This is a genomic window from Mesorhizobium sp. WSM4840 (assembly GCF_055811755.1).
On sequence record NZ_JBVVQD010000004.1, the window covers coordinates 279,023 to 298,088 of the forward strand.

Consider the following 19,066-nt stretch of genomic DNA (forward strand, 5'->3'; position numbering starts at 1 on the left):
AGGTTTCGAACCCGCTGTGCTGGCGCTAGGTAAAGTGGTTTAGCAAGTTGTCGTGCTAACCAAGTGATTGCACAAAAAAAATGCAAGGCACGAAGCCTTGCAATTTAAACGCGTCCGATCTGTTTCCGGTGTCCGGCGGCAGCGAGTAACCGCGCCTAGATCGCATCCTCCCAAGACTTTGACCGCGTAGGAGGGCAGATTTCTTTCCGCCCTCTCGGTTATCGGGGCACATTAGACCAAGGCGGGTGAAAATGTCACGCAGAATTTTGCCTGGAAATAAGCATTCTCGTGCTGCAGTGCACAATAGTATGGCAGGCGTTGCTTGCGAAACGACCAGCAAGGCGGATGCGGCACTGCGGACCCTTTGCGGCGTCCCGAGGGGCGGGTTTCCATTCCGTCATGAAATGGCTATGAAGCCGGGGCAAACAAGCCTGCGCTGCGCCGATTCCGGTGCGGCAATCCTCTCTCTCACGGACCAGTCCATGCGTTTGTCGCGCTATTTCCTGCCTATCCTCAAAGAAAATCCGCGCGAGGCCGAAATCGTCTCGCACCGGCTGATGCTGCGCGCCGGCATGATCCGCCAGCAGGGGCAAGGCAGTTTTTCCTGGCTGCCGCTCGGCAAAAGGGTGCTGGACAAGGTCTGCCGCATCGTTCGCGAGGAGCAGGACCGGGCCGGCGCGCTCGAGATCCTGATGCCGACCATCCAGTCCGCCGAGCTGTGGCGCGAAAGCGGCCGCTATGACGACTACGGCAAGGAGATGCTGCGCATCAAGGACCGGCAAGACCGGGACATGCTCTATGGACCGACCAACGAGGAGATGGTCACCGAGATTTTCCGCGCCTATGTGAAGTCCTATAAGGATCTGCCGCTCAATCTCTATCACATCCAGTGGAAATTCCGCGACGAGGTGCGGCCGCGCTTCGGCGTCATGCGTTCGCGCGAGTTCCTGATGAAGGACGCCTATTCCTTCGATCTCGATTTCGAAGGCGCCAAGGCGGCCTATAACAGGATGTTCGTGTCCTATCTCAGGACGTTCACGCGCATGGGGCTGCAGGCAATCCCGATGCGTGCCGACACCGGGCCGATCGGCGGCGACCTCAGCCACGAATTCATCATCCTGGCCGACACCGGCGAGAGCCAGGTCTATTGCCATCGCGATTACCTCGCGCTTGATGTGCCGGGGGCGGACACCGACTTCTCCAACGATGCCGAGATCGGCGACATCGTCAAGGAATGGACGACGCCCTATGCCGCGACCGACGAGATGCACGACGAGGCGGCGTGGGAGAAGGTTGCGACAAGCGACCGGGTCTCGGCGCGCGGCATCGAGGTCGGCCACATCTTCCATTTCGGCGACAAATATTCGAAGCCGATGGGTGCCAAGGTGACCGGGCCCGACGGCAAGGATCATTTTGCCTCCGGGGGGTCCTACGGCATCGGTCCGACGCGGCTGGTCGCGGCGATCATCGAGGCCAGCCATGACGACAACGGCATCATCTGGCCGGAGGCGGTGGCGCCTTTCGACATCGGCCTGATCAACATGAAAGCCGGCGACGCCGACTGCGACCGCGTCTGCGACGAACTCGATGCGGCGTTTGTCGCCGTCGGCAAGGAGGTGCTCTACGACGACACCGACCAGCGGCCGGGCGGCAAGTTCGCCACCGCCGACCTGATCGGCCTGCCGTGGCAGGTGATCGTCGGGCCGCGCGGCGTGGCGGCCGGCGAGGTCGAGATCAAGAATCGCAGGACCGGCGAGCGTGAGACGCTGCCGATCGAGGACGTGAAGAAACGCTTCGGTTTTGCCGCATGAGCGAAGCGGCAGTAACGAAACCCCCGGCCGCCGGACCTTTTTCCGTGTTCGAACGCATGGTCGCGTGGCGCTATCTGCGCTCGCGCCGCAAGGAGACGGTGATCTCCGTCATCGCGTCGATCTCCTTCCTCGGCATCATGCTGGGCGTCGCCACGCTGATCGTCGTGATGGCTGTCATGAACGGGTTTCGCGCCGAGCTCCTGACGCGCATCCTCGGCGTCAACGGCCATCTGATCGTTCAGCCGCTCGACATGCCGCTGGAGGACTATGCGCAGGTTGCCGGCCGCATCAACGGCGTGCCCGGCGTCCAATACGCCATTCCGCTGATCGACGGGCAGGTCTTGGCGCAAGGCAATATCGGCGGCGGATCAGGGGCGCTGGTGCGCGGCATACGCGGCGAAGATCTGGGCAAGATTTCAATCGTCGCCAGCAATATCAAGCAGGGCTCGATCGCCGGCTTCGACACAGGCGAGGGCGTCGCCATCGGCAGCCGCATGGCCGACAATCTCGGTCTTGTGCTCGGCGACACCATCACGCTTATCGCGCCCGACGGCGATGTGACGCCGCTCGGCACGACACCGCGCATGAAAGGCTATCCGGTCACGGCGATCTTCGAGGTCGGCATGTCAGAATATGACAGCTCCATCGTCTACATGCCGTTTTCGGAAGCGCAGCTCTATTTCAACATGGATGGCCGGGCTCAGGCGATCGAGATCTATGTCGACAATCCCGACAATGTCGATGCGCTGAAGCCGAAGGTCGAGGAGGCGTCGCAGCGGCCGATCACCATGGTCGACTGGCGAGAACGCAACAGGACTTTCTTCGATGCGCTGCAGGTGGAGCGCAATGTCATGTTCATGATCCTGACGCTGATCGTACTGGTGGCGGCGCTCAACATCATCTCGGGCCTGATCATGCTGGTGAAGGACAAGGGCCACGACATCGCCATCCTGCGCACCATGGGCGCCACGCGCGGCGCGATCCTGCGCATCTTCCTGATGACGGGCGCGGCGATCGGCGTGGTGGGCACCATCGCCGGGGTGCTGCTGGGCGTTGTAATCTGCCTGAACGTCGAGCGAATCCGCCAGTTCTTCTCCTGGCTGGCCGGCGAGAGGCTGTTCAATCCCGAGCTCTATTTCCTGAGCCAGCTGCCTGCCCGCATGGACGCCAGCGAGACGATCTCGGTGATCCTGATGGCTCTGGTGCTGTCGTTCCTTGCGACGCTGTTTCCGGCATGGCGCGCGGCCAGGCTCGATCCGGTCGAAGCGCTGAGGTACGAATGATGGCCGAGGCCATTATCGAGCTGAAGAGCGTCGAGCGGCACTATGTCCAGGGGCCGCGCAAGCTGACCATCCTCAACGGCGCCGATTTTTCGCTGAAGCGCGGCGAGATCGTGGCGCTGGTGGCGCCTTCGGGTACCGGCAAATCGACGCTGTTGCACACCGCCGGACTGCTGGAGCGGCCCGACGCCGGCGACGTGATTCTGGCAGGCCGCGCCTGCGGGCGGCTTTCCGACGACGAGCGCACGGCGATCCGCCGCAACGATATCGGCTTCGTCTATCAGTTCCATCACCTGCTGCCGGAGTTCACGGCGCTGGAAAACATCATGATGCCGCAGCTGATAAAAGGGCTGACGCGCAAGGAGGCTGCCGAGCGTTCGGCGCAACTGCTCGACTACATGCAGATCGGCAAGCGGGCGCAGCACCGGCCGTCCGAACTGTCCGGCGGCGAGCAGCAGCGCGTCGCCATCGCCCGCGCCGTCGCCAATGCGCCGCTGGTGCTGTTTGCCGATGAGCCGACGGGCAACCTCGACCCGGTCACCGCCTCCTATGTGTTCGAGGCATTGGGAGCGCTGGTCCGGCAGTCGGGGCTGGCGGCGCTGATCGCCACCCACAATCACGAGCTTGCCTCGCGCATGGACCGTCGAGTCACGCTCGCCGACGGCAAGGTTGTTCCGCTTTAGGTATATCAATATTCAGCCGGCCTACTGCGCTTCCGGTACCGTACCCAACAGTACGCTCGGTTCCGGTTCTCGGAACCCACCCAGTCTGGTCGCTTCGCGCCCGTCTTCGACTCTGGCTCGGCCTGACCTGAATCTCGATACAACTAACGGGCTGATCGCCAGCGTGCCGTCTGGCTGCATTTTTCGCCACAACCAGCGCGGAAACAGCGAAATCCGTTCTCAACCTTTCCTTAACCCTGCCGAACTGAGCGCCCGAATTTCGCGACACGCTCTGATTGCGGTCGTTGACATTCGAACAAAATTAGAACAAAATACGAACATACTGAAAACAGGAGAGAGTTATGACCGGTCTTGTTCAGGATGTCGTGTCACTGGTGTGCATGAGCACGTTTCTCATTTCCATGGCGATCTGGATCGGAGCGATGTGACGCAGCGCGCCCCGTTCTTCACGGGGTGAGGGGCGGCGTCGGAGCTCGGTGGTTCAGCGCCGCTTTGTCAGCCGATCTTGCGGGCCAACTCGACAAGCAAAGGTGCCGCGGGTCCGAAGACATCCTCGAAGGCGGATTTTAGCGCGAGGTCGAGATCGGCCATCGTTATGGGAAGACCGAGATCGACGAGACTGGTGATGCCGTGATCCTGTACGCCGCACGGCACGATGCCGCTGAAGTGGGCGAGATCCGGCTCGACATTGATGGCGATACCGTGAAAGCTTACCCAGCGCCTCAGCCTGATGCCGATGGCGCCGATCTTGTCCTCGGCGAGCGATCCGTCGACCAGGGGCGGGCGATCCGGTCGCGCCACCCAGACGCCGACGCGGTCCTCGCGCCGTTCGCCGCGCACGTTGAAGGCGGCGAGCGTGCCGATGATCCATTGTTCAAGCGCGGCGACGAAGGCGCGGACATCCTCGCGCCGACGCTTCAGGTCGAGCATCACATAAGCGACCCGCTGGCCTGGCCCATGATAGGTGTATTCGCCGCCGCGCCCGGCCGCGAACACCGGGAAACGGTCCGGCTCGATCAGATCCTCGATGCGGGCGCTGGTGCCGGCGGTGTAGAGCGGCGGGTGCTCGACCAGCCAGACCATCTCGCCGGCGGCGCCGCTTCGGATCGCGTCGGCACGCGCCTCCATCACGGCAAGCGCATCCGGATAGGCGGTGAGGCCGGGTTCGATCCGCCATTCGACCGGCGCCGAACCGGGCAGGGGCAGGAACGACGTGGCGATCTGGCTGCGTTCTGTCATGGTGTGTCTCGTGTCGCCCACATATGGCGACAATCTGTTGAAACGTCCAGTTCCGGGCACGTTCTAGCCCCTTTGGAGGGTTATGCCGAATGCCGGGCAATTATTGCGCGACGCGCCCTTGTTTCGCCGGAAACGATTTGCTACACGCCGCGAGCCGGTTCGTTTCGGCTCCTACCACGTGCGGTCGTGGCGGAATTGGTAGACGCGCAGCGTTGAGGTCGCTGTGGGGCAACCCGTGGAAGTTCGAGTCTTCTCGACCGCACCAGCTTTATCCAATAAGCTGTTATTTTTATTGCGCAATTTTGTGTTTCCCTGCAGTTCTTCCCAAGACTGTTTGTGCAAGCTGAAACACTGTGCGGACCTGCGGGTGGTTTGGGCGCGGAATGCCGCGCACTAGCCGCGTGGTTTGCCCCGTCATCAAATGCCAGCTGCTTCAAAGACCGAACCGTGCCGCGAAGCGGACCATTGGGAAAGTGCGCTTTTAACGCAAGCGCTCACGCGGCTATCTATGATGTGATTGCGCGGCGAATAGCCCGCTAGTTGCGTTATGTCGAGGCTTGTTTGCGGACGCGGCTTTCCAGCCGCGAGAGCAGGTAGTCGACCTCTTGTCTGGCCGCCGCCGACAACGCACTGCCCGGCTTGCGCTGGGCGTCGGACGCGATGGCACCCCGCTTCATCATCACATATTTGCGTACCGCAAGTCCCACGCCGGGTTGCTGTTCATAGCGCAGATAGGGCAGGTGGGCGTCGAAAAGATCGTGCGCTTTGTCGCGCTCGCCGGCGGCAGACAGTTTCACCACGTCGACCAGCATATCGGGGAAGGCGTAGCCGGTCATCGCGCCATCGGCGCCGCGCTCCATCTCGAAGTCGAGGAAGAGGCCGCCATTACCGGTGAGGATGGACAGCGGCCGCAGCAAGCCGTCCTTCTGAAAGCCGCGCAGCGCGCTGATCTTCTCCAGGCCCGGCCAGTCCTCGTGCTTGAGCATGAAGCAGGCCGGATTGTCGGTGACGATGCGGCGGATGACGGCCGGCGTCATGACGACCGAGAGGGTCAGCGGATAGTCCTGCAGGACGAAAGGCACATCCTCGCCGGCCGCTTCGGATGCGTTGCGGAAATAGGTGACGATCTGGTCGTCGGTGCGCAGCGCCGGCGGCGGCGCAATCATCACGCCCTGCGCGCCAACCTCCATCGAGGCGCGCGCAAGGCTGCGCATGGCGGCGAAGCCAGGGGCGGAGACGCCGACGATGACCGGCAGCTTAGTGCGCGCCACGATACGTTTGACGATCTCGAGCGATTCGCCGGCGTCGAGCTTCGGGGCCTCACCCATGATGCCGAGGATTGTCATCCCATCGACGCCGCAGCGCTCGTAGAAATCGACCATCGAATCAAGTGATTCCCAGTCGATCTTGCCATCCGCCTCGAACGGCGTCGGGGCAATGGTGTAGACAGCTTTGGTGTCAGGACCGATGGCCATGAGATCCTCCTAAATTCAGCTTTCAGTCGTAGGACCGATGGTCCGATCCAACCCGGCAGTTGGTCCGGACGGGCGGGCGCGAAGATTTTGTAATGGACGCAGCCTTCCGGTCCCTTGCCGATCGCGCAATGGCGGGGGCCGGCGGGAAAGAAAAGAAGGTCGCCCGGATGTGCGTCGAAGATCTTGCCGTCAATGGTGAGCTTACACATGCCCGATACCATGACAAGGATCTGCTCGTTGACGTGCCAGTGCGGAACGGAGGCATCTTTTGAGTGACAGCCAGGCATTGAAGTAACCGCATGGTAAGCTTGCTTCGCTATCACATTCATAATGCTACCGATGTCGGCATTTGAACCTTGGTAAATTAGCATGCTCTTAATTGCGGAGACGGGGGACTACAGCCCATCGACAAAATGGTCATTGCGCCTTGCGTTCTTTCTAGCAATCTACGTGATGTGCGCGTCTGCGATAAGTCCACAGTCTTTCTTCCACCTAACGCTGGTTTATGCCCAGAAGTTCGCCGCCGGTATTCCGATCTTGTTTGTTGCTGGTGTCTGTTCCGCTGCGCTTATTTATGGTCGAGGAAAACCAACTCGCTACGCCGTAGATTTGGTCCGAGCGCGCTGGCGTGGCTGTTTGCTGGTGCTGCTGTTCTTCTTTGCCAGCTTGACCGCGTTCTCTACCTACAAGATGGCCATCCCGTCCGTCGTTCCATTCTATGCGGACAACTGGTTAGCCGATCTGGATGAATGGTTGCACGGGACAGCGCCGTGGGAACTCACGCACAGGCTCGACAGCAACATTTGGTCAATCGTCGTCTTCAACAGCTATGAGGTCATTTGGTTTTTCCAGTGGTTCGGCACGATGCTTTTCGTGTCTCTCTGGTCGGACAAGATTGGCCGCGTCCGCTACCTCTGGGCAGCCGCGCTGACGTTATCCATCCTCGGCACTGTGCTGGCCTTGGCGCTGGCATCGGTTGGGCCGATCTACTACCACCAGTTTGTTGGCGAGGACCGCTTCAACGGACTCAACGCCGCCATGGACGGTCTCGACTATAGCCACATGGTGCGGGAGCCCGCTGCATATCTTCTGACGGCTTACCAGAGCGGCCGGCCAGACCTTGGCGGTGGCATCTCGGCTATGCCAAGCATGCACGTCGCCTTTGCCACACTGAATGCCTATCTGCTTTCTTCCCTCAATCTCTGGCTCGGTATTCTCGGTTGGATGTTCGCAGCCCTGATAATGTACGGTTCGGTATATACCGGATGGCACTACGCTGTTGACGGCTACGTCTCCATCATCGTGGTGTCGGTGATCTGGTGGGTGACCGGACGCCAGCCAGCGCAGATCGAGTCACAGTTTGCGATACGCCAACCCATAGAAGGTTAGGTGCCTGGCAATGTCAGCCAGGGGCACAGCGCTGGTTAACTGGGCGTCGCCCTCTGCATAAGGGACGACAAATCCGCGAGGTCGAAACTCGCGGAAAGAGAAGTCTTGCGCTGTCGGACAATGCAATCATGCTCTCCGGGCTGTCATCCTTCTTCGGCCGCGAGATCAGGCGCGATCCGCGCAGCGATTGAAGTCAAGAAACTGTCGATCGGGGGAATGACTTTGCCAAAGTCAAAATCCAGCCTTAACCTTCTGCAACGCATTTCGAGGTTGAGAACCCGGTTTGATACTCGATCTGTCCGGGAAAGCCGCACGGAACGGAGCCATCCTTATGAATGACATCCAGGTGAGGATTGCAGGAGGGGACACCATTCGAAGCCTGCATGCCGACCTGCCAGTCAACGCCACGTTCCATATCTGGCTTAAGGCGACCAAGCCGGACGCTCCGGGCTCGCTGTCTTTTTCCAATGTCCGTGGCAAGTTCGGCGAGGTGAGCGTTACGAACGCCGAAGAGTATGAATTCAGAATTTTTCACGTCTTCGGCGGCGGCAGTGTCGAACTGGACTACGACACGGATCAAACATCGGTATCGGTTGCCTACTGGTTCGCATTGGCCGACGTGCTGGAGACAGGCATTACAGTTCTCCACACCAATCCCGGAAATGCGCCGCCGAACATCCCTGACAGCTATCATTTTCGCCCGCCGTTCGGCTGGATGAACGATCCAAACGGATTCGGTCGGTTTGGAGGTCGCCCACATCTCTTTTACCAGCATTATTCCCATGGACTTCGGTGGAATACGATGCATTGGGGCCACGCCGTATCTTCCGACTATTTGCGGTGGCGTCACATGCCCATCTTCCTGTTCCCGTCGGAAGATCTTACCGCAAGGCCCGACAAACGGGGCGGTGCATATTCCGGCTCAGCCGTCCCGCTTGCCGATGGCCCGGGTATTCGCGTCTTTTTCACCGAGCAGGTACAGGATCGTATCCCGGAACAGCAAATCCAGCTCACTGCCACTTCCAGCGACCTCATCACGGCGGGAAATGCCGACGTCATCCTGCCCTACCGCCCGCTTGACGAGGGATTGACCACCGATTTTCGCGACCCGTACGTCTTCAAGGGACCGGATGGCCATTGGAAAATGCTGCTGGGCAGCCAGAGCGATGAGGGCGGCGTTGTCCTGCTCTACGAAACCCATGACCATACGGCCGCCACCGGCTGGACATACATCGGCAAGCTTCTGGTCGAGAAACACTATCGGACGACGGCGATCGAATGTCCCTGTCTGCTGCCGCTCGACGGGCCTGCGACCGATCCCGCGACGCGCTGGGTTCTAATTCTCGGGCTGATGAACAGTGAGGACCAGTCCACCCGGCGCAAGAACCTGACAATAGCCATTGTCGGTTGGTTCGATGGTCAGACCTTTGCCAAGGAATTCGAACAGGAACTGGACTTCGGGACAGATAATTACGCCTTCCAGGCCTTCGTCGACGGTGATGCCATTGTCGGTATAGGATGGCTTGCCAACTGGGCCGATACCGGACCGGCGATCGATTTCCCCACAGCCATGACGTTGCCTCGCAATATCCATCTGTCTGCAGGCGAGTTGCATACCCCGCCCATCGGTGCTGCCGAGAGCCTGCGGAGCCATATTCTGGACCGAACACGCCTTGCAGCCGGAGAGCAGGTAAGCTTTATCAATGGCGCGGTCGAAATCCTGTTCGAGTTGGAAAGGCCGGGTGCCCATTTCCGCCTGAAGCTGCATCATCCAACTGTTCGCCTCGAGGTTGTCGTCGACGACGAGGGACTTGCCATTTGCCATGAAGACGGCGGCGCAGCTCAATCTCCTCACTACATCGCCAAGGGAGCCCGTCCAAAACGGCTGCGGATATTCCTCGACTATGGATCGATCGAGGTTTTTGCGGATCGCGGTCGTTGGGCTGGCACGAAACGGATCAGCGGTTTTGAGCCGGTACAATCCGCACGTCTCATCGCCGAAGCGGGTGCCGTTCTACACGCGACGGTATGGGCGCTCAAACCGTGACAAGGAGATCAATATTTCCGGTTCAGGATTGGGCGTCCGCAAACACCGACCAATGAGCAAGGCCTTCGACGACGCCAAGGGCGAACTGTTTCTTCGCGCTGTAAATCAGCGGGTTGTCCCGAGCCATGTCAAGCAGTTCGGGAAGGGCATTGGCGACGACGATCCCGCGCGCACCCGGCAGGTCGAACATACTGCGATCGTTGTTGGTATCGCCGGCGACCACCACCTCATCCAGACCGATGCCGAGTTCATTGCAGAGCCAGGCCAGCGCCTGCCCCTTGTCTGCTGAACGCGGCAGGATGTCGAGATCGCGTCCACTCGAATAAATCATCGTCACTGACAGGCCGGCCTCGGCCAGAGCGCGCTCGATGCTGGCAAGGGCTTCCGGACTTGCGTCGTGCAGGTACCAACTCGATTTGAAGGCGTGTTGATAGCCGTCGGGTTGGCGGACGGTGTCTTCGAGCGATCCGAGCACCGCATCGACTTTTTCAAGAGACCAGCCTTCCGAAAACCTCTGGGTAAAATGCCCGAGGCGCGAGGTGTGCCGCGGACCGGCGAGCATCGTACCGACACCGCCGATCACGTAGTCCGGCGCTGGCAGGGCGACTTCATCGACGAAGTTCAAAATGTCGTCGGCCAGACGACCGCTGTTGTAGACGAGAACCGGCCGGTGCTCGGGATCGAGCGCTTCCCATTTTAACCGAAAGCGTGACGTCGCCGGCGGATCACCCGCCAGAGTCCCGTCGAGATCACTTGATAGAAGCGCGATCGGTTTCAATCGCCGTCGTTCCAAGGTTCGTCCCAATCATGGTCGTCGACCGCCTTCAACACCGGACGTCCTTCGACAAGGCTGACCAACTGCTGCGCGATACCTGTCCAGGTGAACAGGCTGCGCGCCTTGTGCGCACCCATGCGGCCCAGGCGACCGTAGAGGCGCGGGTGCTTCATAGGCTTGACGATGGTGATGCCGAGATCCTCCTTGTCGAACGGATCACCGAAGAGCGCATGTCGGCCATAGCTGATCCCGCGATAGAGGCCGCCATGGATCGTAACCACGGTGGGCGTTCCGCAGGCCATCGCCTCGATCGCGGTCATGCCGAACGGCTCGTAGCGACTTGACAGGACGAACATGTCCGCCGCCCGATAAGTGTCGGCCAGATCCTCGTCGGCAACATAGCCTGAGAAGACGACACGGTCCTGCAAGCCTAGCTGTTCAACCTGTTCCTTGAGCTGGTTCAGGATCTTTTGTTCCTGCTCGTCCATGTTCTCGCCGCCGACAGCGAGCCTCAGGACCGCATCCGGCACACGCGGCGCCACCACGGAAAACGCATCGATCAGCAGGTCGTAGCCCTTGTTGGTGGCGAGCCGGCCGAGCGCCAGGATCGTTCGCCCTTCGAAGCCGAGCCGATGGCGGATCAACCGGCGAGACGCCTCGCTGACGGGGAAGAACCGGTTGTCGTCGTAACCGGGCGGGATCATATGCACGCGGTCGCGCTCGAGACTGTAGTCCTCGATCAGCATATCCACCTGCGGCGGCGTTGTTGCAATCACCATGGCGCAGCTTCGATAGATGATCGTCTCGTGCTTTATACGCTCGGTGAAATTGAACTCGGCCTCGAATGTATCGGCCTTGTCCGGGTAATCCGTCTTCATCTGGCGCTGCTTCCATATGCCGAGGGAATGCGGCGTATGGATGTGCGGGATAGTGAGCGCTTCCGACAGTCGCTGCCCCGCCACGCCCGCATCCCAGTAGTGGCTGTTGATGAAGTCGTAGGAGAGGTTTTCCCTGCGAATCAGGCGCAGCGCGTTTTCACACCACTCGAGAAGGTGGCGGTGAAGATATTCCTTCGGAATAAAATCGCGTCCGCCACAGGCGACACGCAGGACACGAACCCCGTCTGCCACTTCATCGACAGGAGGCTGGTCTTCAAATCGCCGCGTCCAGATATCGACAGCATAGCCCAACTGGGCCAGCTTTTTTGCAAGTTCCAGGACGTAGACCACCTGTCCGCCGGTATCGGCCGCGCCGAGTGGTGCGTTGGCAGCTACGTAGCCGTGGGTTGAAATGAGTGCAATTCGAGGTGTCGCCGCATCCGAGTTGACGTCCGGCATCTGTATCCTTCTCTACGATTCTGCACGCCCGCAGTCGAAAGCGTGCGCCAATTCACAACTATAAGGATTCCACCCTCCATTCGCAAATTCCGAGCATGCGCTCAGGTCAACGCATTTGACGTTATGGTAAGGCAAACCGGCTCTGTCGCATATTTCGGTCACCGAGTTGCCTGGAATCGACGTTCGACGGTTCTTCGAGGATTTACGGTGTCCAACGGCTTCCATTTCGATCAGTCTGTCATCCCTTGCGCCCGTTGGTCTCTGACCTCATCGCCTGAGCCTTCGCGTCCTTGAGGAGAGGGCCGAGTGCGGCATCAACGTCTGTCGGGCGATCCGGTTGCACCAGCCTTCGCTCCACGGCGGGGAAGGGCGTATTTCGTTTGATATTCCCACGCGTTGCGCCATAGAGGCGGACTCTCAGGTCGAATCGTGCCGCCGCACTATCTTTGTGTTTGAGCATCGGATTTTTCCCAAAACCGGTTTCCACTTCTGGGTCCAATGTTCTAGACGTGACAGGCACCTTTTCCGGAATTCTGATGGCGGGAGGCGCTGGTGGAAAGCCAGGACGAACAGACGACCGGCGCCAGGGCCGCTGACGGCAGCCATGCCGACATTTATGGCGAGGACGGCGCCATTCTGTCGTCGTTCTTGGCCCAGATCGGCGCAGCGATCGCCGATCGCGACACGCTGACGCTGAAGCGTGAAGTTGACGACCTGCACCAATCGGAACTCGGCGATCTGCTCGAGGCGCTTCATCCCGAACAACGCCGCGCGCTGGTCGACTTGTTGGGCGCCGATTTCGACTTTTCCGCGCTGACCGAGGTCGACGAGGCGATCCGCCGCGACATCGTCGACAGTCTGCCCAACGCGCAGATTGCCCAGGGGGTGCAGGATCTCGATTCCGACGACGCGGTCTACATTCTTGAGGATCTCGAAAAGGAAGACCAGGACGAGATCCTGTCGCAACTGCCGTTCACCGAGCGGATCAGGCTGCGCCGCTCGCTCGACTATCCCGAAGAGACCGCCGGCCGCCGCATGCAGACGGAGTTCGTCGCGGTGCCGCCGTTCTGGACGATCGGCCAGACCATCGACTATATGCGCGAGGACAATAACCTTCCCGACCGCTTCAGCCAGATTTTCGTCATCGATCCGAGCTTCAAGCTGCTCGGCGCCATCGATCTCGACCAGATCCTGCGCACTAAGCGCTCGATCAAGGTCGAAGAGGTCATGCATGAGACCAGGCACGCCATTCCGGCCACGATGGACCAGGAAGAGGCAGCGCGCGAATTCGAACAATACGACCTTCTCTCCGCCGCCGTCGTCGACGAGAACGAGCGGCTGGTCGGCGTGCTGACCATCGACGACGTGGTCGACGTCATCCAGCAGGAGGCCGAGGAGGATCTGCTGCGCATGGGCGGTGTCGGCGACGAAGAACTGTCGGACAGCATTCTTTCGACTTCGCGCTCGCGCGTTCCGTGGCTGCTCGTCAATCTCGGTACGGCCTTCATCTCGGCCTCGGTGATCAGTATGTTTGGTGCAACGATCGAGGAAATGGTCGCACTTGCCGCACTGATGCCGATCGTCGCCTCGCTGGGCGGCAACGCCGGTACGCAGACGATGACAGTGACCGTGCGCGCGCTCGCCACACGCGACCTCGATATCTACAATGCCGGTCGCGTCATTCGCCGCGAGGTTGTGGTCGGCCTGCTGAATGGCATGGTCATTGCAACGATCCTCGGGCTGGTCGCCGGCTTCTGGTTTCACAATCCCGATCTCGGTTTCGTCATTGCCGCGGCGATGATCGTCAACATGCTGGCTGCGGCACTCGGTGGCATTCTGCTTCCGCTGTTCCTCGACAGGCTCGGCGCCGATCCGGCGATTTCATCATCAATCTTCACGACGATGATTACCGACGTTATCGGTTTCCTCGCCTTCCTTAGCCTTGCCACCTGGTGGCTGCATCTGGGCGCGGGAGTCGGATAAGGCCCTTCAATTGACTTTTACGTAAGTTGCGTGCGAGGTTTCGATGGAGAGCTACCGGTCGATTCCGGTGCGGGACGAGCCCTTTTGTGAATGAAGGGCATCGCCGCATAATGGGCGATCGCGCCGCTATCCGGGCTTTTGGAGTGACGATGCGGGAATATTATTCGATAACCGAACTGACCCGCGAATTCGATGTTTCGACGCGGACGCTGCGCTTCTACGAGGACGAAGGGCTGGTGCAGCCGGTGCGGCGCGGCCGCACGCGGCTGTTTCGCCCGTCGGACCGGCATCTCATCCGCCAGATCATGCGCGGCAAGAGGCTCGGCTTTTCGATCAACGAAATCCGCGAAATCATCCAGATGTACAAGGAGCCGCCCGGGGAGGTCGGTCAGCTCAACCTGATGATCAAACGCATCGAGGAAAAGCGCGAGGATCTGCGCCAGAAGCGCCGCGACCTCGAAGAGACGCTGGCGGAACTCGATCAGGCCGAGGAATCCTGCGTCGAGCGATTGGTGGAGCTCGGCGTCAACACGTGAGCGGCCTTTTTTGACAATTCTACTCTGGCGGCCAGCTAGTGTGGTTTTCTGCCAGAGCGAATTCTTAAAAAGACCTTGCCGCACGCCTCAAATCCAGCGCCGCACCTTTTTAGCGTAATCCCGGTATTTCTTGCCGAATTTCGCCGTCAGAACTCTTTCCTCGCCCTCGATCGCCATCTTCTGCGTTGCGAAGGCGGCGATGATCGCCAGCGGCAGGAACCATACGATCCCCGAGATAAGGGCGACGCCGATCATCAGCAGCGTGTTGGCCAGATATATCGGGTTGCGGCTGACGGCGAAGGGGCCAGATGTGACCAGGTGATCCGGCACGGCGTTTGGGTGGAGCGTCGTCTTTGCCCGGATCATGGTGCGGATTGCCGTGAACCAGAGTGCGACGACGCCGAACAATGCCACCCAGCCGGCCGCGAACAGGATGTCGCCCAGAAGGCCGCCGATCCATGGCAGCGGATAGAGCAAGCCAAGCGCGATGCTGACGGCGATGGCCGCGACATAGATCAGCGGCGGCCACGGTATAAACCCCGGTTTCGGCTGCCCCGGTTTCTGTTGCCCAGGTTTCTGTTGATGGTCGGTCATTGTGCTCCTCCCTCCATCAAAGTGCTGTCGGCTTTGGCAGTGCAGGCGCCGGCGAGCTCGTCGAGATGTGCCTTCCATTCCGCAGCCTGGTCGTTGCGGTAGAGCTGATCAAGCGTGGCCTCGCCCTCGAGTGTATCGAGCATGCACACACAATAGCTGGAGCAGAACTCCGTGTCGCGCGATTGCTCGCACGAAGTCTGGCATTCTTTCAGGAAGGTGACCTGCCTGGTCTCGACCGGTGCCGGCATGACTTGCGAAAAAAGCCAGATCGAGCCGATCAGCACCGGCTGGTGGATCAGATAGAAGGCGAGGCTGTGCCGGCCGATAAAGACCAGCGGATTTGTCCAGCTGCCGGGCGTCAGGCCTGCCAACCGCGTCAGCAGGCCGGAGGCGGAGGCGAGTTTTGCCGTCGCGATGCCCGCAAGCACAGCGCCGAACCATGGCAACAGCGGGACATAATCGTTGGAGCGCGGGTTGGTTGCCGACAGGCCGACCCACCACAGGGCCGGATGGTCGAAGATCTCGGACCTGAGGTAGAGCGGCGCTGTGATGACGAAAGCTGCGACAGCAAGCGCCAGCAGCGCCGGCAGCCGCAGAAACGCCAGGCCGAGCAGGCTGGCGAGCGCGATCTCGTGCAGGATACCGAAGAAGATGAAACTGTCCGGCGTGGCAAGCCTCGTGGCAGCCGATATGGCGAGCGCCGCCCCGGCGACCATGGCGAAGCGTTTCCAGAAGCCGTTCCAGCGGATCAGTTTGCCATGGGCGAGGAACAGGCTGACGCCGACCAGGAACAGGAAGGTCGAAGCGATGCAGCGCGCGTAGAATTTCCACCAGCCGAAGGCGGTCAGGCCGGGATCGGTGTAGCCAAAGAATTCGAGATCCCAGGTGAAATGGTAACTTGCCATGGCAAGCAAAGCGACGCCGCGGGCGACGTCGATGGCGATGATGCGCTTGGATCGGTCCTGAACGGTCGGCGTAGAAATGCTCATGGTCTCGCAATCTGATTCAGCACTGCAAGACGACTATCATGGTTGCCCCGGACAAAAGAAGACAGGGCAAATCCCGTTGATGCTCAGGGCGTCGGTGAAAGCGCCGTATGCCGCTGACGCACCCATTAGAAGCGATGCAGTTCATATTCCTCGGGCATCAGCACTCCGGCCTTGTGGCGCCGGCCGGCTGATTCCCGAGACGGCGCATTCGGGCTGGCCGCTGGCGGAATTTGGTTTGCCGGGCGCAGCGATTCTGCCTATAGTCGCGGCCGTCGTCGGTTCCGTTTGGAGCCGCGCATGAACCCGGAACCGGAATCGGTTCCGGAAAGGTCATGCGCAGAGTCTAAGTGTTAGAGCGTCCTTTGTGCGTCCATTCGGACGCACGGCGCTCTAAAGGGAATGCGGTAAGGGCAAAATTCGCCCAATGCCGTGGCTGCCCCCGCAACTGTGTGCGGTAGTCCTCTCCATATGCCACTGAAGAGTTTCTTCGGGAAGGTGGGGAAGGGCGCTGATCCGCGAGCCAGGAGACCTGCCGGCGACAGGAGAACTGATTTCTATGCCCTCGGGTGGAGGGCGAAAGGACAAGACATGAATACCGCTTCCGTCTCGCTCGGCGCTTCCGTCTCCTCGCAGTCGCGCTTCGTGCAGCTGGCGCTTGCTGCATTTCTCGGCATTTTCGTCATGGGCTTTGTCGGCTTCTCGCATATCGATACGGTCCACAATGCCGCCCACGACTATCGCCACTCGATGGCGTTTCCCTGCCACTGACGAGGGGCCGACATCATGACACTGTTTCGCAACGTCGTGCTCATCGCGGCGATCGCAGGGCTTGTGGCTGGCGTCGTTCTCGCCTGCATGCAGGCCTACGCCACCGTGCCGCTCATTCTCAAGGCGGAAGTCTACGAGCAGGCCGGCAGTGGTCACACGCATGACCATACCGCGGCGCCGGCTGCGAACGCCACGGACGCCAATGCCATGAGTAGCGCCGAACCGGCCGCTCCGGCTGCGGAAGACGAAGGCTGGGCGCCGGCTGACGGTTTTGAACGATTCGCCTTCAACGTCGTTGCCAATGTCGTCACCGGCATCGGCTTTGCGCTGATCCTGGTCGCCGCTTCGGAGTTCGCCGGCGGCATCGGCAATTGGCGTCAGGGCCTGTTATGGGGGCTTGCCGGCTTTGCCGTGTTCACGCTGGCTCCGAACCTCGGCCTGCCGCCCGAACTGCCGGCGATGCCGGCGGCCGATCTCACTCAGCGCCAGATCTGGTGGACGGCGACGGTGATAGCGACCGCGGCCGGTCTTGGGCTGCTCGCCTTTCGCAAATCGCTGCCGCTGGCGCTGCTTGCCGTGGCGTTGATCGTGGCGCCGCATATCGTCGGCGCGCCGCAGCCCGACAGTTTTGAATCGCCGATCACGGAAGCCCTGCACCACCAGTTCGTGGTGGCGGTGACACTGACCAATCTGGTGTTCTGGCTGGTGCTCGGCGCCGTCGTCGGCGTGGTGCGCGGCCGCTTGACCGGCAGCACGACCGGCCTGCGCGACAGCTTTGCCTGATCGCGCTGCTCCCGGCGGCAATCTGACCCTGGTCATCGGCGGTGCGCGCTCCGGCAAGAGCGCGCATGCCGAAAGACTGGTGACGGCCTGTCCGGCGCCGTGGGCCTATATCGCTACGGCGCAAGCCTATGACGACGAGATGCGCGAGCGTATCGCGCTGCATCAGTCGCGGCGCGGCGAGGGTTGGACGACCATCGACGCGCCACTCGATCTCGTCGGCGCGATTGAGGCGTTGCCTGACGGCCGGCCTGTCCTCGTCGATTGCCTGACGCTGTGGCTGACCAACCATATGCTGGCCGAACGCGACATTGAGGCCGAATGCCGAGGGCTGGCCGATGTGCTGTCGCGGCCGCGCGGGCCATGGTTCGTGGTTTCCAACGAGGTTGGCCAGGGCATCGTGCCCGACAATGCGCTGGCTCGCCGGTTTCGCGATGCCGCCGGCCGGCTCAACCAGCAGGTCGCGGCCGTCGCCGGCACAGTGCTGCTGATGGTGGCGGGACTGCCGCTCAAGGTGAAATGAGATGACCGATATCGACGACAGGGACGAGGAACGCCACCGCGCCAAGATGGCCAAGCGCAAGGCGGTGCAGGACGCAGAGGTCGCGGCAAAGACGGTCGAGAAGGGGCTGCTGATCGTCAACACCGGGCCCGGCAAGGGCAAGACCACTGCCGCCTTCGGGCTGGCGCTGAGGATGCTCGGCTACGGCAGGCGCGTCGGCGTCGTCCAGTTCATCAAGGGCAAATGGCACACCGGCGAGAAGGACGCCTTTGCCGCCTTCGGCGACCGGGTCGTCTGGCACACGATGGGCGAGGGTTTCACCTGGGAGACGCAGGATCTGAAGCGCGATATCGCCGCCGCCGAGTCCGCCTGGGCCAAGGCGCTCGAACTGATGGCCGATCCATCGATCAGCCTTCTGGTGCTCGACGAGCTGAATATCGCGCTGCGCTACAATTATCTCGATCTCGACAAAGTGGTGGCGTCGCTGAAAGGGCGCCGCGAAAACCTGCATGTCGTCGTCACCGGCCGCAACGCCAAACCGGCGCTGGTCGATGCCGCCGATCTGGTCACCGAGATGGGCGTGACCAAACATCACTTTTCCGCCGGCGTGAAGGCGCAGCAAGGCATAGAGTTTTGAACACTCCGAAGGAGGCTTCATCGGCGAAGCGGCCGATCTCCTCCTTGCGGGGAGATGGCCGGCAGGGCAGAGGGGGTCTCAAGACCTGGGTTCCTCGCCCACCGCGAAGCGGGGGGAGAGGTGGCCGCGAAGCGGCCGGAGAGGGGCCTTCGTAGAGCGCGGTTCCCCTCTCCGTCTCGGCTTCGCCGAGCCACCTTGTATGGGGCTTTCGCTGTCAAGGGGCCTTTTCAAGGCGGCCATC

The 19,066-nt window shown here is 61.0% G+C and carries 18 protein-coding genes, 1 tRNA gene and 1 riboswitch; of the genes, 12 read left to right on the forward strand and 7 right to left on the reverse strand.

Annotation, left to right across the window (positions count from 1 at the left end):
- The first annotated feature begins 482 nt into the window (after positions 1-482).
- Genes proS through AC0L3I_RS08920 form a run of 3 tightly spaced genes read left to right on the forward strand, consistent with a single transcriptional unit; the run spans position 483 to position 3,774 of the window.
- Positions 483-1,811, forward strand: a complete 1,329-nt coding sequence (gene proS, locus AC0L3I_RS08910; protein ID WP_473526657.1) for a proline--tRNA ligase — start codon at positions 483-485, stop codon at positions 1,809-1,811.
- Positions 1,808-3,094, forward strand: a complete 1,287-nt coding sequence (locus tag AC0L3I_RS08915) for a lipoprotein-releasing ABC transporter permease subunit (RefSeq protein WP_473526658.1) — start codon at positions 1,808-1,810, stop codon at positions 3,092-3,094. The genes proS and AC0L3I_RS08915 overlap by 4 nt, the downstream gene beginning before the upstream one ends.
- Positions 3,091-3,774 carry an ABC transporter ATP-binding protein gene (locus AC0L3I_RS08920; RefSeq protein WP_473526659.1) on the forward strand — a complete coding sequence of 228 codons (684 nt, stop codon included), beginning with the start codon at positions 3,091-3,093 and terminating at the stop codon, positions 3,772-3,774. Before AC0L3I_RS08915 ends, AC0L3I_RS08920 begins: the two co-directional genes overlap by 4 nt.
- A gap of 495 nt (positions 3,775-4,269) precedes the next feature.
- Here the strand turns inward: AC0L3I_RS08920 and lipB are convergent, their stop codons facing one another.
- Entirely contained in the window at positions 4,270-5,013 is a 744-nt protein-coding gene (gene lipB / locus AC0L3I_RS08925) for a lipoyl(octanoyl) transferase LipB (protein WP_473526660.1), read from the reverse strand.
- 180 nt (positions 5,014-5,193) lie between these two features.
- Here lipB and AC0L3I_RS08930 point away from each other — a divergent pair.
- Positions 5,194-5,278: transfer RNA gene (locus tag AC0L3I_RS08930), tRNA-Leu, on the forward strand.
- A 280-nt stretch (positions 5,279-5,558) separates the two neighbouring features.
- On the opposite strand, the gene AC0L3I_RS08935 is transcribed toward AC0L3I_RS08930, so the two are convergent.
- Together AC0L3I_RS08935 and AC0L3I_RS08940 are read right to left on the reverse strand one after the other, a co-directional pair.
- Positions 5,559-6,452: a dihydrodipicolinate synthase family protein gene (locus AC0L3I_RS08935; protein WP_473526677.1), complete on the reverse strand. Its 894-nt coding sequence runs from the start codon at positions 6,450-6,452 to the stop codon at positions 5,559-5,561.
- The gene (locus AC0L3I_RS08940; protein ID WP_473526661.1) at positions 6,356-6,859 is read right to left on the reverse strand and encodes a cupin domain-containing protein; all 504 of its coding nucleotides are present in this window, start codon (positions 6,857-6,859) and stop codon (positions 6,356-6,358) included. Before AC0L3I_RS08940 ends, AC0L3I_RS08935 begins: the two co-directional genes overlap by 97 nt.
- On the opposite strand from AC0L3I_RS08940, the gene AC0L3I_RS08945 reads away from it, so the two are divergent.
- Both AC0L3I_RS08945 and AC0L3I_RS08950 read left to right on the forward strand, forming a co-directional pair.
- Entirely contained in the window at positions 6,858-7,877 is a 1,020-nt protein-coding gene (locus AC0L3I_RS08945; RefSeq protein ID WP_473526662.1) for a phosphatase PAP2 family protein, read from the forward strand. The two genes, AC0L3I_RS08940 and AC0L3I_RS08945, sit on opposite strands and share 2 nt — an antisense overlap.
- 331 nt (positions 7,878-8,208) lie before the next feature.
- Positions 8,209-9,924, forward strand: a complete 1,716-nt coding sequence (locus AC0L3I_RS08950; RefSeq protein ID WP_473526663.1) for a GH32 C-terminal domain-containing protein — start codon at positions 8,209-8,211, stop codon at positions 9,922-9,924.
- 22 nt (positions 9,925-9,946) lie between these two features.
- On the opposite strand, the gene AC0L3I_RS08955 is transcribed toward AC0L3I_RS08950, so the two are convergent.
- Together AC0L3I_RS08955 and AC0L3I_RS08960 are read right to left on the reverse strand one after the other, a co-directional pair.
- Complete coding sequence (locus AC0L3I_RS08955) at positions 9,947-10,702, reverse strand: HAD-IIB family hydrolase (protein WP_473526664.1); 756 nt, start codon at positions 10,700-10,702, stop codon at positions 9,947-9,949.
- Positions 10,699-12,036 (reverse strand): glycosyltransferase family 4 protein, encoded by a 1,338-nt coding sequence (locus AC0L3I_RS08960; RefSeq protein ID WP_473485371.1) that lies wholly within the window; start codon positions 12,034-12,036, stop codon positions 10,699-10,701. The genes AC0L3I_RS08955 and AC0L3I_RS08960 overlap by 4 nt, the downstream gene beginning before the upstream one ends.
- A gap of 552 nt (positions 12,037-12,588) precedes the next feature.
- Here AC0L3I_RS08960 and mgtE point away from each other — a divergent pair.
- Together mgtE and AC0L3I_RS08970 are read left to right on the forward strand one after the other, a co-directional pair.
- Positions 12,589-14,019, forward strand: coding sequence for a magnesium transporter (mgtE, locus tag AC0L3I_RS08965; protein WP_473526665.1), 1,431 nt, complete (start codon positions 12,589-12,591; stop codon positions 14,017-14,019).
- A gap of 149 nt (positions 14,020-14,168) precedes the next feature.
- On the forward strand, positions 14,169-14,555 hold the full coding sequence (locus tag AC0L3I_RS08970) for a MerR family transcriptional regulator (protein WP_023685221.1): 387 nt from the start codon (positions 14,169-14,171) through the stop codon (positions 14,553-14,555).
- An 87-nt stretch (positions 14,556-14,642) separates the two neighbouring features.
- Here AC0L3I_RS08970 and AC0L3I_RS08975 read toward each other — a convergent pair whose 3' ends face one another.
- Both AC0L3I_RS08975 and AC0L3I_RS08980 read right to left on the reverse strand, forming a co-directional pair.
- Entirely contained in the window at positions 14,643-15,149 is a 507-nt protein-coding gene (locus AC0L3I_RS08975) for a methyltransferase family protein (RefSeq protein ID WP_473526666.1), read from the reverse strand.
- Positions 15,146-16,138, reverse strand: coding sequence for an acetyltransferase domain-containing protein (locus AC0L3I_RS08980; RefSeq protein WP_473526667.1), 993 nt, complete (start codon positions 16,136-16,138; stop codon positions 15,146-15,148). The genes AC0L3I_RS08975 and AC0L3I_RS08980 overlap by 4 nt, the downstream gene beginning before the upstream one ends.
- A 350-nt stretch (positions 16,139-16,488) precedes the next feature.
- A riboswitch (cobalamin riboswitch) is annotated at positions 16,489-16,689 on the forward strand.
- A 37-nt stretch (positions 16,690-16,726) separates the two neighbouring features.
- Between AC0L3I_RS08980 and AC0L3I_RS08985 the strand changes: the two genes are divergently transcribed.
- Genes AC0L3I_RS08985 through cobO form a run of 4 tightly spaced genes read left to right on the forward strand, consistent with a single transcriptional unit; the run spans position 16,727 to position 18,825 of the window.
- Complete coding sequence (locus AC0L3I_RS08985) at positions 16,727-16,906, forward strand: CbtB domain-containing protein (protein ID WP_473526668.1); 180 nt, start codon at positions 16,727-16,729, stop codon at positions 16,904-16,906.
- A 15-nt stretch (positions 16,907-16,921) separates the two neighbouring features.
- The gene (locus AC0L3I_RS08990) at positions 16,922-17,689 is read left to right on the forward strand and encodes a CbtA family protein (protein ID WP_473526669.1); all 768 of its coding nucleotides are present in this window, start codon (positions 16,922-16,924) and stop codon (positions 17,687-17,689) included.
- A 22-nt stretch (positions 17,690-17,711) separates the two neighbouring features.
- A complete protein-coding gene (cobU, locus tag AC0L3I_RS08995; protein WP_473526678.1) occupies positions 17,712-18,209 on the forward strand; it encodes a bifunctional adenosylcobinamide kinase/adenosylcobinamide-phosphate guanylyltransferase in 498 nt (165 codons plus the stop codon).
- A 1-nt stretch (position 18,210) separates the two neighbouring features.
- Positions 18,211-18,825, forward strand: coding sequence for a cob(I)yrinic acid a,c-diamide adenosyltransferase (cobO, locus tag AC0L3I_RS09000; protein WP_473526670.1), 615 nt, complete (start codon positions 18,211-18,213; stop codon positions 18,823-18,825).
- Positions 18,826-19,066: the final 241 nt, after the last annotated feature.

What these genes read in the sequence shown, in the direction of transcription:
- lipB (WP_473526660.1), bottom strand. Translation starts at nt 5,013, where the DNA reads ATGACAGAACGCAGCCAGATCGCCACGTCGTTCCTGCCCCTGCCCGGT.
- AC0L3I_RS08975 (WP_473526666.1), bottom strand. Translation starts at nt 15,149, where the DNA reads ATGACCGACCATCAACAGAAACCTGGGCAACAGAAACCGGGGCAGCCG.
- cobO (WP_473526670.1), top strand. Translation starts at nt 18,211, where the DNA reads ATGACCGATATCGACGACAGGGACGAGGAACGCCACCGCGCCAAGATG.
- AC0L3I_RS08915 (WP_473526658.1), top strand. Translation starts at nt 1,808, where the DNA reads ATGAGCGAAGCGGCAGTAACGAAACCCCCGGCCGCCGGACCTTTTTCC.
- AC0L3I_RS08940 (WP_473526661.1), bottom strand. Translation starts at nt 6,859, where the DNA reads ATGCTAATTTACCAAGGTTCAAATGCCGACATCGGTAGCATTATGAAT.
- proS (WP_473526657.1), top strand. Translation starts at nt 483, where the DNA reads ATGCGTTTGTCGCGCTATTTCCTGCCTATCCTCAAAGAAAATCCGCGC.
- AC0L3I_RS08990 (WP_473526669.1), top strand. Translation starts at nt 16,922, where the DNA reads ATGACACTGTTTCGCAACGTCGTGCTCATCGCGGCGATCGCAGGGCTT.
- AC0L3I_RS08960 (WP_473485371.1), bottom strand. Translation starts at nt 12,036, where the DNA reads ATGCCGGACGTCAACTCGGATGCGGCGACACCTCGAATTGCACTCATT.
- AC0L3I_RS08980 (WP_473526667.1), bottom strand. Translation starts at nt 16,138, where the DNA reads ATGAGCATTTCTACGCCGACCGTTCAGGACCGATCCAAGCGCATCATC.
- AC0L3I_RS08920 (WP_473526659.1), top strand. Translation starts at nt 3,091, where the DNA reads ATGATGGCCGAGGCCATTATCGAGCTGAAGAGCGTCGAGCGGCACTAT.
- AC0L3I_RS08985 (WP_473526668.1), top strand. Translation starts at nt 16,727, where the DNA reads ATGAATACCGCTTCCGTCTCGCTCGGCGCTTCCGTCTCCTCGCAGTCG.
- AC0L3I_RS08970 (WP_023685221.1), top strand. Translation starts at nt 14,169, where the DNA reads ATGCGGGAATATTATTCGATAACCGAACTGACCCGCGAATTCGATGTT.
- AC0L3I_RS08945 (WP_473526662.1), top strand. Translation starts at nt 6,858, where the DNA reads ATGCTCTTAATTGCGGAGACGGGGGACTACAGCCCATCGACAAAATGG.
- AC0L3I_RS08950 (WP_473526663.1), top strand. Translation starts at nt 8,209, where the DNA reads ATGAATGACATCCAGGTGAGGATTGCAGGAGGGGACACCATTCGAAGC.